11 protein-coding genes are annotated in these 14,386 nt (G+C 70.9%); 9 read left to right on the top strand and 2 right to left on the bottom strand.

Annotated elements, in window-relative coordinates; translation table 11 throughout:
* The first annotated feature begins 19 nt into the window (after positions 1 to 19).
* The 8 genes from IPQ09_24760 to rbfA all read left to right on the top strand — a co-directional run bounded on the left by IPQ09_24760 (position 20) and on the right by rbfA (position 10,730).
* The gene (locus IPQ09_24760; protein ID MBL0197380.1) at positions 20 to 1,384 is read left to right on the top strand and encodes a sigma-54-dependent Fis family transcriptional regulator; all 1,365 of its coding nucleotides are present in this window, start codon (positions 20 to 22) and stop codon (positions 1,382 to 1,384) included.
* Positions 1,385 to 1,570: 186 nt separating this feature from the next.
* Positions 1,571 to 3,868 (top strand): carboxypeptidase regulatory-like domain-containing protein, encoded by a 2,298-nt coding sequence (locus IPQ09_24755; protein MBL0197379.1) that lies wholly within the window; start codon positions 1,571 to 1,573, stop codon positions 3,866 to 3,868.
* 247 nt (positions 3,869 to 4,115) lie between these two features.
* Complete coding sequence (locus IPQ09_24750) at positions 4,116 to 4,676, top strand: ribosome maturation factor RimP (protein ID MBL0197378.1); 561 nt, start codon at positions 4,116 to 4,118, stop codon at positions 4,674 to 4,676.
* Positions 4,677 to 4,734: 58 nt separating this feature from the next.
* Entirely contained in the window at positions 4,735 to 6,366 is a 1,632-nt protein-coding gene (gene nusA, locus IPQ09_24745) for a transcription termination/antitermination protein NusA (GenBank protein ID MBL0197377.1), read from the top strand.
* Between the two features lies 1 nt (position 6,367).
* Complete coding sequence (locus tag IPQ09_24740; protein MBL0197376.1) at positions 6,368 to 7,027, top strand: YlxR family protein; 660 nt, start codon at positions 6,368 to 6,370, stop codon at positions 7,025 to 7,027.
* Entirely contained in the window at positions 7,024 to 9,921 is a 2,898-nt protein-coding gene (infB, locus tag IPQ09_24735; GenBank protein ID MBL0197375.1) for a translation initiation factor IF-2, read from the top strand. Before IPQ09_24740 ends, infB begins: the two co-directional genes overlap by 4 nt.
* 65 nt (positions 9,922 to 9,986) lie before the next feature.
* Positions 9,987 to 10,352: a DUF503 domain-containing protein gene (locus IPQ09_24730; GenBank protein ID MBL0197374.1), complete on the top strand. Its 366-nt coding sequence runs from the start codon at positions 9,987 to 9,989 to the stop codon at positions 10,350 to 10,352.
* Between the two features lie 9 nt (positions 10,353 to 10,361).
* Entirely contained in the window at positions 10,362 to 10,730 is a 369-nt protein-coding gene (gene rbfA, locus IPQ09_24725; protein MBL0197373.1) for a 30S ribosome-binding factor RbfA, read from the top strand.
* A gap of 69 nt (positions 10,731 to 10,799) precedes the next feature.
* Here the strand turns inward: rbfA and IPQ09_24720 are convergent, their stop codons facing one another.
* Positions 10,800 to 11,753, bottom strand: coding sequence for a methionyl-tRNA formyltransferase (locus tag IPQ09_24720; GenBank protein MBL0197372.1), 954 nt, complete (start codon positions 11,751 to 11,753; stop codon positions 10,800 to 10,802).
* Positions 11,754 to 11,884: 131 nt separating this feature from the next.
* On the opposite strand from IPQ09_24720, the gene IPQ09_24715 reads away from it, so the two are divergent.
* Entirely contained in the window at positions 11,885 to 13,456 is a 1,572-nt protein-coding gene (locus IPQ09_24715; GenBank protein ID MBL0197371.1) for an aldehyde dehydrogenase family protein, read from the top strand.
* A 75-nt stretch (positions 13,457 to 13,531) separates the two neighbouring features.
* On the opposite strand, the gene surE is transcribed toward IPQ09_24715, so the two are convergent.
* Complete coding sequence (gene surE / locus IPQ09_24710; GenBank protein MBL0197370.1) at positions 13,532 to 14,305, bottom strand: 5'/3'-nucleotidase SurE; 774 nt, start codon at positions 14,303 to 14,305, stop codon at positions 13,532 to 13,534.
* Positions 14,306 to 14,386: the final 81 nt, after the last annotated feature.

The raw sequence follows: 14,386 nt of genomic DNA, 5'->3' as shown, positions 1-14,386 counted from the left end.
CGGTGCTAAAGGTTGGGGCATGGGCCGCGGGCGGATCCTGATTGTCGACGACGAGGCGAACGCGCGAGCCGCGCTGAGCGAGATCCTCCACGACGAGGGCTACACCACCGAGACGGCGGCCGACGGCTTCAAGGCCCTCGGCAAGCTCGAGGAGTTCCAGCCCGACGTGATCTTGACCGACCTGAAGATGCCGGGCCTCGACGGGCTCGCCTTCATGGAAAAGGCCCGCGCGGCGTCGCCGCTCACCGTGTTCGTCGTCATGACGGCGTTCGGCACGATCTCGAGCGCCGTGCAGGCCATCAAGCTGGGCGCCGAGAACTACCTCGCCAAGCCGCTCGACTTCGAGGCGCTCTCGGCCGTGGTCGAGCGTGCCATGGAGAAGGCCCGGTTGCTCGAGGAGACCTCGCGGCTGCGCGACCGCTTGCGCGAGCGAAACGCGTTCGGCCACATCATCTCGGCGGATCCGAAGACGCAGGCCGTGCTCGCGCTGGTCGCGCAGGTGGGCCCGAGCCGCGCCAGCGTGCTCGTCACGGGGGAGAGCGGAACGGGCAAGGAGCTCATCGCCGAGGCGGTGTGCATGGCGTCCCCTCGGGCCGACAAGCCGTTCGTGCGCCTCCACTGCGCCGCGCTCTCGGAGTCGCTCCTCGAGAGCGAGCTGTTCGGTCACGAGCGCGGCGCGTTCACGGGCGCGTTCGCGCGCCGCGAGGGGCGGTTCAAGCAGGCCGACACCGGCACGCTCTTCCTCGACGAGATCGGCGAAATTTCGCCGAGCACCCAGGTGAAGCTCCTGCGCTTCCTCCAGGAGAAGACCTTCGAGCGGGTGGGTGGCAACGAGACCATCAAGGTCGACGTGCGCGTCATCGCGGCCACGAACAAGGATCTCTTGGCCGCCTCACGGGCCGGCCAGTTCCGAGAGGACCTCTTCTACCGCCTCAACGTGATCGCGGTCGACCTGCCCCCGCTCCGCGCCCGCCCGCACGACATTCCCGCGCTCGCGAGCTTCTTCCTCGGCAGGTACGCCCGGGAGAACGGGCGCGCGATCGAGGCGTTCTCCGACGAGGCCCGCGAGGCGCTGGCGGCGTACCCGTGGCCGGGGAACGTGCGCGAGCTCGAGAACGCGGTGGAGCGCGCGGTGGTGCTGTGCGACGGTCCCCGCATCGAGCGCCGCCACCTGCCGATCCACATCGTGCCGGAGGAGGCGAGGGGAGGGCCGCCCCGCGTGCCGGGCTCGACGATCGCCGAGCTCGAGCGCTACGCCATCCTCCAGACGCTCGAGGCCTGCGGCGGGTCCACCTCCAAGGCGGCGCTCGTCCTGGGTATCTCTCCCCGCAAGATTCAGTACAAGCTGCACGAATACTCGGCGAGCGCCGGACCCCGCGGGTGAAACAAGCTTTCCCGTTATGAGCGGCCCGTGTAAGACTCCGCGAACTCTTCGGGGTGGAGCTCCACTCACTCGCTCTACTCACTCCGTGGGAGTCCTCGGGACGCACGCTGCGCGCGAGGTCGCTTCTGGCAACGAGAGCCGCATCGTGGCTCACAGGAGACGGCGCGTAGCGCCGTTCAGGAACGAATGAAGACCAAGGCCTTCGCGCTTCTCTCGATCCTCTCGGCCCAGGCAGCGTTCGCGGGGATCGCCGGCGCGCAGCCTGCCGCGGGCGGTGGCGCCCGCGCCGGTGGCGCGGTCGGCGGCGGGGTGTCTCTCGGCGGGCCCCCCGCGGGCTCGCTGGGAGGTGGCGCGGCCGCCGCTGCGCCCGGCGCGCCCGCTGCGCCCGCCTCCGTGTCGCCGGCGGCGCTGGTCTCTCCCGACGACGAGTGGCTGGCTCGCGACCGAAAGCTCAACGAGTCTCCGACGCTCATCGGCGGGGTCGGCCTCCTCCACATGCCGTTCGCGCAGGGCGGAGCCCCCGGTCAGTTCCGCGTGGCCTTCACGGCCGAGACCTTCTCTGCGGGGTTCCTCTGCACCGCGGAGCAGCCGTGCCGCAACCCGCGCGCGGGCGCGCCGAACACGGCCTCCTCCCTCAGCCACATCGGCGGCACCCTCGCGCTCGACGTGCAGATCTTGAACTGGCTCGAGGCATACGGCTCGACCGGCGCCTACGCCAACTCGAGCGACCAGAACCGGCCCGCGCTCATCCAGGTGCTCGGTGACACGCAGCTCGGCCTGAAGGGCCACATGGCGGTCAACAAGGTCCTCCACGTGGGCTTCGCGCCGGAGCTGTGGCTCGTGAACGGCACGGGCTCGGTCGGCCTGCTCGGCGCGGGCACGAGCGCGAAGTTCCGCGGGTTGGTGACCGGCGATCTCCGCGAGATGAAGAAGTCGCTGCCCCTCCGCGTGGGCGCGACGCTCACCTACTCGCTCGACAACACCGGCCAGACCCTGAACGACGTCGAGACCCTGCGCGGCGAGTCGGTCACCCGCATCGAGCGCTTTGGCCTCCGCGTGAACCGGGTCGATCACTTCGACGTCAACCTCGGCGCCGAGGTCTTCCTGCTGAAGGAGAAGGTTCGGCCCTTCCTGGAGTACGGGATCCAGATCCCCGTGAACCGGCAGGGGTACGCGTGCAAGCCGAATAACCCGAGCAAAGACGGTTGCTTGGCGAACGATCAGAACGCCCCCAGCAGCCTCACCGTCGGCGCCCGCGTTCTGCCATGGAAGGGCGGCTTCGCCCTGACCGCGGCCTTCGACATCGGCGTGACCGGCACAGGCCGTTTCATCGAGGAGGTCTCGCCGACCCCGCCCTGGATGCTGTACCTCGGCGCGGGGTGGGCTTTCGACACCCGCGAGCGGCCGCCGGTCGAGACCGTGCGCGTCGTCGAGCGCGACGTGCCCGCGCCCGTGAAGGCGACCGGCCTCGTCATTGGCGGCCTCGTGCACGAGGACGGGAAGCCCACGGGCGTCTCGAACGCGATCGTCTCGTGGGACGAGCACCCGCAGTGGACCTCGCTCGCCACCGGCGGCGACGGGCGCTTCACGACGCACGATCTGCCGCCCGGCACCTACACGTTCAGCGTCAAGGCGGAGGGCTACAAGCCCGGTCGCTGCGCGGTCACGCTCGGCCCGCAGTCGGGCGCGCAGGGCTCCATCGTTCAGCTCGACTGCCCGGTCATCGCGCTCCCCCGCGTAGGCGCCATCGTCGGCCGCGTGAAGGACGCCGAGACCCAGGCGGTCGTGCGCGGCGCGGTCGTCAAGCTCGTCGACTCGCAGCGCAAGCCGCTCTCCGGCACGGCCGACGACAACGGCTCGTTCCGTTTCGTCGAGGTCTCTCCCGGCACCGCGACGGTCACCGCCGAGGCCGACGGCTACCTGTCGTACGTGGCGCCCACCGACGTGCGGCCGCTGCAAGACAACTCGGTCGACGTGCTGCTCCAGAAGAAGCCGAAGAACACCTCGGTCACGCTCGGCGCGAACGAGATCATCATCAAGAAGCAGATCCAGTTCGCCCTCGACTCGGCGAAGATCCTGCCGGAGTCGACGGCCCTCCTCACCGAGATCGCCGACGTGTTCATCCGCAATCCGCGAGTGCGCCGCGTCGAGCTGCAGGGGCACACCGACAACTCGGGCACGCCCGACCACAACAAGGCGCTCAGCGAGGACCGCGCGAACGCGGTGGTCGCGTGGCTGGTCGCGCACGGCGTCGAGTCGTCGCGCCTCGTGGCGCGTGGCTACGGGCAGGGCAAGCCGCTCGTGCCGAACGTCACCGCGGCGAACCGCGCGCGCAATCGCCGCGTGCAGTTCATCATCCTCGAGCAGGACGCGGCGACGAAGGCCGGCGGGGCGGCGCCCGCGGCGAAGCCTGGCGCCGCGAAGGCCCCGGCCGCCAAGGGGGCCTCGAAGCCCGCCAACTCGGATCCGAACTTCCTCAAGTAGGCAGACCTCTCCGGGGCGACCGGCTCGCTGCGGGGCCGGCCGCCGCGTTGCCGGCCGCCGCGTTGCCGGCCGCGTCGCGACGAACCCGGATCGCAACTTCCTGAAATGAGCCCAGAATCGGTGCCCTGGCGAGGTGCCCGCAGCCAGGGCTTGCAGGGCGCGCGTTCCGGCGCTATTACGCGACTCCCCCTTTGGTGGCTCTTCGAGCGGACCCAAGTTCTGGGCCCGCCTTTTTTTTGTCTCGCGCATGACCTCACCTGAAAAGCTGACCTCCACCGTCGACCTCGATCGCGTGCGCGCCCTCGCGCAGCCGCTGGCGCACGCCTCGGGCGCCGAGCTCGTCGCGATCGAGTGGAAGTCGGACGGCCGCGGCTTCGTCCTGCGCGTGCTCATCGACAAAGCAGGCAGCGCCGAGCGCCGCGCCTCGACCCAGGACTCTGCCGTGGATCTCGAGGTGTGCGCCGACGTGTCTCGCGCGCTCTCGGCCGCCCTCGACGCCGCCGACCCCGACCCCGTCCCCGGTCACTACTCGCTCGAGGTCGGTTCACCTGGGGTCGAGCGCGACCTGCGGGGCGAGGCCGACTTCGTACGATTCGAGGGCCAGAAGGCCAAGCTCCGCCTCTCGGCGCCGCTGCTCGGCCAGCGCGTCGTCGTGGGCCTGCTCTCCGGTGTGGTCGACGGCCACCTCCGCCTCGCCCTCGGCGGCGAAGCCGAGCCGGCCACCGTCCCCCTCGCGACCATCACCTCGGCCCGGCTCGTGTTCGAGCTCGGCGCTGCTCCCAAACAGAGCAAAAAGACCCGAAAGTAATCGCGCGCCGCAGCTGCGACACGCGCCGCACCCAGGAACGCCTACCCAGGAACAGACCATGGCGACGACTCAACCACAGCACACACCCGCCGAGCCCAACCTGCTCCAGGCCATCGAGATGGTCGCCCGCGACAAGGGCATCGACAAGGCACGCCTCATCAAGACGGTCGAGGAGGCCATCCTGAAGGCCGCCCAGTCCGTCTTCGGGCCCACGCGCGAGCTCGAGGCGAGGTTCAACGACGAGACCGGGCAGGTCGACCTGTTCCAGTACATGACCGTGGTGGACGACCCGTCGGACGACGAGCGCGAGATCGCCCTCGAAGACGCGGAGCAGGCCGGGCTCGAGGCGGAGCTGGGCGAGGAGCTCGGCTTCCAGATCTTCTGGCACCCGTCGGACGCGAAGAAGGCCGCCCAGCAGGACAAGGACTTCGGCGACATCCTCATGGTGAAGCAGGCGCGGTCGACCTTCGGTCGCATCGCGGCGCAGACCGCCAAGCAGGTGCTCATCCAGCGCGTGCGCGACGAAGAACGCGACCTCATCTACAACGAGTTCAAGGACAAGAAGGGCGAGCTCATCAAGGGCGTCGTGCGACGCTTCGAGAAGGGGCAGAACCTCATCGTCGATCTCGGCCGCACCGAGGGCATCCTCCCGTTCCGCGAGCAGACCCCGCGCGAGTCGTATCGCCCCGGCGATCGCATCGTCGCGCTGTTGAAAGACATCGATCGCGAGGCGCGCGGTCCGCAGATCATCCTCTCGCGCTCGGACGCGAAGCTGGTCGAGAAGCTCTTCGAGAGCGAGGTCCCCGAGATCTACGAGGGGATCGTCCGCGTCGTGGCCTGCGCCCGCGAGGCCGGCGCGCGCTCGAAGATCGCCGTCGCGAGCCGTGACTCGGACGTCGATCCGGTGGGCGCGTGCGTGGGCATGAAGGGCTCACGCGTGCAGGCGGTGGTGCAGGAGCTGCGCGGCGAGAAGATCGACATCGTGCCGTACGACCGCGATCCCGCGCGCTTCGTGTGCGCGGCGATCCAGCCCGCCGAGGTGCTCAAGGTCATCGTCGACGAGGCCGACAAACGCATGGAGCTCGTCGTTCCCGACGAGAAGCTCTCGCTCGCGATCGGCCGCAAGGGCCAGAACGTGCGCCTCGCGGCGCAGCTCACCGCGTGGAAGCTCGACATCATCAGCGACACGAAGTTCAAGCAGATGGAGGAGGAGGCGATCGCCCAGCTCCAGCGGCTCGACGGCGTGAGCGACGCGGTCGCGCGGAGCATGTATCGCCAGGGCTTCCGGGCGCTCGAGGAGCTGCTCGAGGCCTCGGAGGAGGAGCTCGTCGCCATCCCCGGGCTGGGCGGGGCCGAGGCGGCGGAGGCGATCAAGGCCTCGGCCGAGAAGACCATGGAGCGTCTGCGGCAGGAGCGCATCAGCAACGTCGCGAGCCGCACCGAGCCGCTGACCGAGCGAGATCGCCTGCTCTTCCTGCGCGGAGTCGGTGAGCGCACCGTGCAGCTCCTCGAGGAGGCGGGCTACCGCACCATCGAGGAGATCCTGCGCGAAGACGAGGACAAGCTCGCCATCAAGACGGGCCTCGGAATCAAGAAGGCGCGCGCGCTGAAGCAGGGGGCCGAGTCGTTCCTCGCCAACGAGTGGCACGAGATCTCCGACGTCCTCAAGCGCGCGCAGGCGCCGGGCTGACATGAGCGCGATCAGGCGGACAGCGAGCACCGAGGGCGTGGCGGAGAGCTCCGCGCGCACCCGGACCTGCGCTGGGTGCGGCCAGAAGGCCGACCCGGACGCGCTCGCGCGCCTGGTTCGGGGCCCCGAGGGACCGAACGCGACGGAGCTCGCGTTCGACCTCGCCGGCGGCGCGTTCGGGCGTGGCGCGTGGGTGCACCCACAGCCCGCGTGCCTCGAGCGCGCCGCCCGATCGGGGTTCTCCCGGTCGTTCAAGGCGCCGGTGCGCACCACGGCGGCGGCCCTGTCGTCGGCGTTTCGCGAGGCGGCCGAGCGCCGCGTCGTGGGGCTCCTCACCTCTGCGAAGCGCACACATCACGTGCGAGTGGGCACCGACGCCGCCCTCGCGGCCCTGGCCGACGGCGCGACGTGCGTTGTCGTGGCGGTCGACGCGAGAAGCGTGGTAGAGCGGCGCGAGATCACGGATGCAGTTTCACGAGGACTCGCGGTGAGTTTTGGATCGAAGAGCACGCTTGGCGCGCTCTTCGGGCGCGACGAGGTGGCCGTGCTGGCCGTCACGCACAGCGCGCTGGCGGATGAAATCAAACGGATGTGCAGAGCCGCCGCGGCGTTGGCCGGTTCGGGGAGTGAAGCAGCATGGCGGTCGTCGGAGGTTCGATGAGCAAGGTTCGGGTTTACGAAGTTGCAAAGCAGCTCAACCTCGATCCGAAACAGGTCGTGGCGCTGTTCCAGTCGATTGGCGTCGCCGAGGTTCGCAACCACATGAGCTCGGTCGAGTCCGACGTGGTCGACCGCCTCAAGAGGCACCTCGAGAAGCAGAAGACTCACAACGTCGTGGAAGAGCGCATCCGCCCCACGGTCGTGAAGCGTCGCGCCATCGCCAAGTCTCCCGACGCCGCCCCGAGCGGTTCGCTCCCGGCCGCCCCGCCGTCGATGGCCGACGTCGCCGCGGAGCCTTCGCGCCGAGAGCTTCCCGCGTCTCGCGACTCCGAGCCGGCGCCCGCGGTCGTACCGGCGCCGCCCCCGTCGGTCGTCCGAGTGGAGGAGCGCAAGAGCGCCCGGGAGCTCGTCGCGGAGGAGCGCAAGAGCGTACGCGACGTGGCCGCCGCGGTCGCGGAGGAGCGCAAGAGCGCCCGCGACGTGGCCGCCGCCGTGGTCGCGGAGGAGCGCAAGAGCGCCCCTGCCTCGGTCCGCTCAGTGGTCGCCGAGGGGCGCAAGAGCGTGCGTGACCTCGCGGCCGCCGCCGCCGGCGCCGCACCCGCCCCGGTCCGCAAAGAGCGCAAGAGCTCCACCACCCTCGTGATCGACGAGGCGCCTGCCGAGGTCGTCGAGGCCGCGCCGCCGCCCGTCGAGGTCGTCGCCGTCGCGCCGCCGCCCGTCGCGCCCGTCGCGCCGCTCCCGGAGCCCGTCGTCGTCGCCGCGCCGCCCGCGGTGATCGAGCCGCCGCGCCCGGCCACGCCGCCTCCGCCTCCGCCTCCGCCGCTGCGCTCCGCGCCCCCCAAGACGGGCATCGAGGTCTGGGCGGGTCGCCCCGGCGTGCCCATGCCGACCCCTGCGGGCGTCTCCCGCACCGGAATCGGCGGCGGCTCCGCCGGGACCATGGCGCGCCGCGTCCAGTACGATCCGCGCGCCGGAGGCGCTAGCGGCCCCCAGCGTGGCGGGCTCCGTGGCGGTCCTGCGATGGGGCGCGGCGGCCCCATGGGCCGCGGCTTCGCGGGCAAGCGCGGCTTCGGGCCTCAGGTGCCCGGCCGCAAGCCGGCCGTCTCCACCCAGGAGATGAGCGCCCACAAGAAGGTCATTCGCATCGAGGAGAACATCAACCTGCAGCTCATGGCGCAGAAGATGAGCCTCAAGGCCACCGAGCTGCTCGCGAAGCTCTGGTCGATGGGAATGCAGAACGTCCACATCAACACCACGCTCGACGCCGACACCGCGAAGATCCTCGCGTCGGAGTTCGCGTGGGAGGTCGAGGACGTCGCCGTCAGCGAGGACGACAGCATCGCGGCCGCGCGCGGCGAGGAGCCCACCGTGGCGGCGGACGAGGCGAGCGAGCCTCGCCCCCCCGTGGTCACCGTCATGGGCCACGTCGACCATGGCAAGACGAGCCTCCTCGACCGCATCCGCAAGGCCAACGTGGCGGCGGGCGAAGCGGGGGGAATCACCCAGCACATCGGCGCCTACAAGGTGGCCACTGCGAACGGAACCATCGTGTTCCTCGACACACCCGGCCACGAAGCGTTCACGCAGATGCGCGCCCGCGGCGCGGGCGTGACCGACATCGTGGTGCTCGTGGTCGCGGCCGACGACGGCTGCATGCCGCAGACCCGCGAGGCGATCGCCCACGCGAAGTCGGCGAAGGTCCCGATCATCGTAGCGGTCAACAAGATTGACAAAGCCGGCGCGGACCCCGAGCGCGTGAAGCGCGAGCTCTCCGAGCTCGGCCTCATCCCCGAGGACTGGGGCGGCGACACGATCTACGCGCCCGTCTCCGCGCTCACCGGCGCGGGTGTGCCGGAGCTGCTCGAGGTGCTCGCGCTCCAAGCGGAGGTGCTCGATCTCCGGGCCAACCCCGCGAAGCCGGCGAGCGGCACGGTCATCGAGGCGCTCCTCGACCGAGGCCGCGGCCCGGTCGCCCGCGTGCTCGTCCAGGAGGGCACCCTCAAGGTGGGTGACTTCATCCTCGCCGGAGCGGGCTTCGGCAAGGTCCGCGCGATGACCAACGAGCACGGCAAGCCCGTCCACTCGGCGGGCCCCTCGACCCCCGTCGAGATCCTCGGCCTGTCCGACGTGCCGAGCGCGGGCGACCCCGTGCACGCCGTCAAGGACACCAAGAAGGCGCAGGAAATCGCCGAGAGCCGGCGCGGAAAGATGGCGAAGAGCCTCATCCCGTCGTCCGCGAAGGTCTCCCTCGAGGAGCTCTCGAAGCGCATTCAAGACGCGGACCAGCAAGAGCTTCGCATCATCATCAAGGGCGACGTTCAGGGCTCGGTCGAGGCCGTGGCCGACACGTTCGCCAAGCTCTCCACCGACCGCGTGCGCCTCAGCATCGTGCACGCCGGCGTGGGCGCCATCACCGAGGGCGACGTCAACCTCGCCATCGCCGCGAAGGCGATCGTCATCGGCTTCAACGTGAGGCCCGCCGGCAAGGCGGCGGCGCACGCGGAGGAGAACAAGATCGAGATCCGCCACTACTCGATCATCTACGAGGCCGTCGACGACGTGAAGAGCGCGATGGAAGGCCTGCTCCCGGCCATCCTCGTCGAGAAGGCCGTCGGCAAGGCCGAGGTCCGCGCGGTCCTCAAGATCCGCGGGGTCATCGTCGCGGGCTCCTACGTCATCGACAAGCAGATCAAGCGCAACGCGATGGCGCGCCTGCTCCGCGGCGGCGAGCGCATCTGGGAGGGCAAGATCGCCGCGCTCAAGCGCTTCAAGGACGACGTCAAGGACGTGGCCGAGGGCTTCGAGTGCGGCATCAGCCTCGACGGAGCGTCCGACATCAAGGAGCTCGACATCATCGAGTGCTACGAGATCGAGCACGTCAAGCAGAAGCTCTGAGGGCGTCAGCGGCGCCCCTCGAGGGGCGCGGGCCTCCAAGCCAGCATGCGTTATCCTGGTAGGCCGTGCACGTAGGTGTCCTCCGGCTCACGTTCCACGTCCCGCACGCGCGCTCGCTGAAGGAAAAGCGCAGCGTCGTGCGGCGTATCCGCGACCGCCTGAGAGCGCGCTTTGCGATCTCCATCGCCGAGGTGGCGTGCCAAGACCTCCTGCAGAAGATCGTGCTCGGCGCGTGCGTGGTGTCGGCGGACGCCGCGGTGTGCGACCGCGTGCTCGCGGAGGTCGCCCACGCCGCCGAGCTCTCCGAGGACGCGCAGCTGCTTTCCCGCGAGACCGAGCTCGTGCCCTTCGGCGACGAGCTGTTCGGTGACGACGGCGGCGACGGCGGCGGCGACGGCGATTGGCAGGACGACGACGACCTTTCGGAGTAGAGCCATCTCATGGCTGGTGAAGTGAAGCGCGCCGCGCGAGTGGCCGAAGGAATTCGCGAGGAGCTCTCGATGCTCCTCACCACGAAGGTGCGCGATCCGCGGCTCGCCGGCGTGCTGGTCTCGCGCGTGGAGCTCTCGGACGATCTCCGGATCGCGAGGGTGTTCTACCGGCTGCTCGAGGGCGGCGACGACGCCTCGCGCCTCGAGGGGGCCAAGGTGGGCCTCGGCCGCGCCGCGGGCCTCTTCCGGAAGGAGATCTCGGGGGCGCTCAAGCTGCGCTCGGCGCCGGAGTTTCGGTTCAGCTACGACGCGGGCCAGGAGGCGCGCGATCGCATCGACTCGCTCCTCGAAGAGGTCAGGCGCGAGCGCCGCGACTGACGGCTGGCCCGGACGCCGAGAGGCCGCGATGCGCGGACGGCCGAGCTTTCGACTGGCGGCTCGTCGCGGCTACTCGGTCGTCGCGGCGGCGTTGAAGGTGTCGCCCTCGGCCACGCCGCGCCCCGCGATCCAATCCACGCCGCGGATGGGCTTTTTGCCCTCGAGCTGCACGCGCGCGAGCGCCACGCTGCCGTCGCCGCAAGCGACCACGAGCCCGGTCTTGTCGGCGAGCACGACCTGCCCCGGTCGCGCGCCGGGGCTCGTCAGGTCGGACGCGGTCGCCTCGTGCACCTTCACCACCTTGCCGCGCAGAGTCGCGAAGGCCCCGGGCCACGGGCTCATGCCGCGCACGTGGTCGTGAACCTCGACCGCGGTCTTCGTGAAGTCGACCAGGCCGTCCTGCTTCGTGAGTATGGGCGCCGTCGTCGCGCGCGCGCCGTCTTGCGCGACGGGCGTGTAGCCCCCGCTCACGAAGCGCGGGAGGCCTCGGCGCACCGCGAGCGCGCCGAGCGCCGAGAGGCGCTCCGAGAGCTCTCCGGCGGTCTCGTCGGGGGCGATCGGTGTGACGAATTTCTCAAGGATATCACCAGTGTCCATGCCCTCGTCCATCTTCATTAGCGTGACGCCCGTCTCTGGCTCGCCGCGCACCACCGCCCAGGTGATCGGAGCGGCGCCGCGGTACCTCGGGAGCAGCGATGCGTGCACGTTGACGCATCCGAGGCGCGGCGCGGTGAGCACGTCGAGGGGCAGGATGCGCCCGTACGCGACCACGAGCGCGACGTCGACCTTGAGGTCTCGAAGCCACGCCGCGAGCTCGCCCGTCCGCACCTTCTCAGGCTGGTAGACGTCGAGCCCTCGCGCGAGCGCGCGCTCCTTCACGGGCGGCGCTGCGAGCACCTGGCCTCGGCCCGACGGGCGATCGGGCTGGCACACGACCCCGCACACCTCCGAGATCTCGGCGAGCGCGTCGAGGCAAGGCACGGCGAAGGCGGGTGTCCCGAAGAAGACCGAGCGGAAGGTCATGCGGGCATCCTAGACCATCTCGCGCGGCCGCGATCCGCCTGCGACGCGACCCACCCGCGGCCAAACGCGGCCCCTCGCGCCGCGCGCGAATGCGCACCCGGCGAGGGCTGGCTTCTGGTACGACCGCGGCGATGAGCGACGACTCCCCTTTCTCCTCCGTGAGCCCGGTCGACGGCGAGCCCCTCGCCGAGGTGGTCGCCACGCCGCTCGACACGCTGGAGGCGCTCGTCGCGAAGGCGCGCGGCGCCCAGGTGGCGTGGGCCGATCGCGACGTCGACGATCGCCGCAAGGCGTTGGCGAAGCTCGGGCCGCGCGTCCTCCAGGCGGCCGACGAGCTCGCGACGCTGGTCCACCGCGAGACCGGCAAGCCCGAGGTGGAGGTGCTCCTCGGCGAGGTGCTCGCCTCCGCCGACGTCGTCGCGTACTGGTGCGCCGCCTCGGAGGAGCTCTTCGAGCCCGAGGAGGTCGAGCTCGACGCGCTCTCGTACCCGAAGAAATACGGCTTCATCCACCGCGTCGCGCGCGGCGTGGTGGCCATCGTGATGCCCTGGAATTTCCCCTTCGCGCTGCCGCTCCGAGCGATCGTGCCCGCGCTCTTGGCGGGCAACGCCGTGGTGTTCAAGCCGAGCGAGGTCACGCCGCGCACCGGCGAGAAGATCCGCGCGCTCCTCGAGGGGCTCGTGCCCGAGGGCGTCTTCCAGGTCGTCCAGGGCGGGCGCGACCTCGGGGCGGCCCTCGTCGGCGCCGACGTGGACGCGGTGGTCTTCACGGGCAGCGCCGCCGCCGGTCGCAAGGTCGCCGCGTCGTGCGCCGAGCGCCTCGTGCCGTGCGCGCTCGAGCTCGGCGGGAAGGACGCCGCCATCGTGCTCGAGGACGCGAACCTCGAGCGCGCCGCCAACGGTCTCGTGTGGGGCGCGATGATGAACGCGGGCCAGAACTGCGGCGCCGTGGAGCGCGTGTACGTGGTGGAGAAGGTCGCCGCCGCGCTGAAGGAGAAGATCGTCGCGGTGGCGAAGTCGCTGGAGGCCGGCCGCGACTACGGCCCGCTCACGACCGAGACCCAGCGCGCCATCGTACGGCGCCACCTCGCGAGCGCCAAGGCCGGCGGGGCGAAGCTGCTCGCGGGCTCTTTTGGCGACGAGGGCGAGGGCGGCGGCGTCGCGGAGGCCGCGAAGGGGGCGGCTCCTATCGCCCCCACGGTGCTCGAGGTGACGACCGACGAGCTCGACGTCATGTGCGAAGAGACCTTCGGCCCGGTGCTCCCCATCCGCGTGGTGAAGGACGCCGAGGAGGCGCTCACCCTCGCGAACGCCTCGAAATACGGCCTCACGGCGAGCGTGTGGACCAAAGACGTCGAGCGCGGCGAGAAGCTCGCGCGCCGCCTGCGCGCCGGCGTGGTCACCGTGAACAACCACTCCTTCACGGGCGCCATCCCCCAGGCCCCGTGGACCGGCGTCGGCGAGTCTGGCTACGGCGTGACGGGCTCCCACTTCGCCCTCGACATCTTCACGCGCCCGAAATTCGTCCTCGTGGACGAGAACAGCGCGGCGCGCGAGCTCTATTGGTACCCGTACACGCCGGCGCTCCGCGCGGTGGCGACGGCCCTCGTGCTCGTGCGCGGCGGCGCGCGGTCGATCGGCGCGCGCATCGGGGCGATCTTTGCGCTGCTCAAGTCGCTGCCGAAGCGCCTCTTTGGAGGGTGACCGCTCGGGCGTCGGAGGACCTCGTGTCCTCCCCGTCGCGCCAAGGCCTTGGTCTCGTCGCGCGCTCGACGCGGCTCAGCGCCCCCGCGAGGAGGCGGCGAGGCGCTCGGCGAACGCGGTCTCGGCAGGGGCCGTGAGGTCGATGACGAGGGGCGTCAGGGTGACGGCGCCGTCGTCGTAGGCCTCGGTGTCGCTCCCGGGATCGGCCTCGTGCCGAACGCCTGGCCCGCCGAGCCAGAGGTACTCGCGGCCGCGAGGATCGAGGCGGATGTCGACGAGCTCGTCGTAGAGGCGCGAGCCGAGGCGGCAGACCCGCACCTCGCCGCTCCATATCTCGGGTGCGTTCAGGCTGAGCAACGGCGCCTTGCCGGTGGCGGCGCGCGTGCCCACGAGCGAGAGGGCGAAGAACGCCGAGAGCTCCGCGATCTTGGGCAGATCGGCGTGCACGTGAGCGCTCGAGGCGAGCGCGGGGATGCCCCGGAGGGCGCCCTCACGGGCCGCGGCGACCGTGCCGGAGTAGAAGGCGTCCTGCCCGAGGTTGAGCCCGCGGTTGATGCCCGACACCACGACGTCGGGGCGGCGCGGGAGGAACCGCTCGCCCGCGTGAAGTGCAATATACACGCAGTCGGCGGGGGTGCCGTCGATGGAGAAGATGCCGTCGCCGTGCGAGCGCGCGCGGAGAGGCCGGTGGAGGCTCAGTGAGTGGCTGGTCGCGCTCTGCTCGTTCGAGGGGGCGACGACGACGACCTCGGCGCCGGCGTCGACCAGCGCCCGATGGAGCGCGTGCAGGGCCTTGGACTCGTAGCCGTCGTCGTTCGAGAGGAGGGCGAGGGGGCGGGGCGTGGACATCGCCGGCGGAGGCTACCACGAGGGGCGCCGACCTCGCCGCCACCCTCGCCGTGGCCCCGGTATCGCGTGACACCGCGCGAA

The organism is Myxococcales bacterium, assembly GCA_016720545.1.
Taxonomy (GTDB): domain Bacteria; phylum Myxococcota_A; class Polyangia; order Polyangiales; family Polyangiaceae; genus JAAFHV01.
This window is presented reverse-complemented; position numbering and strand designations above follow the sequence as displayed.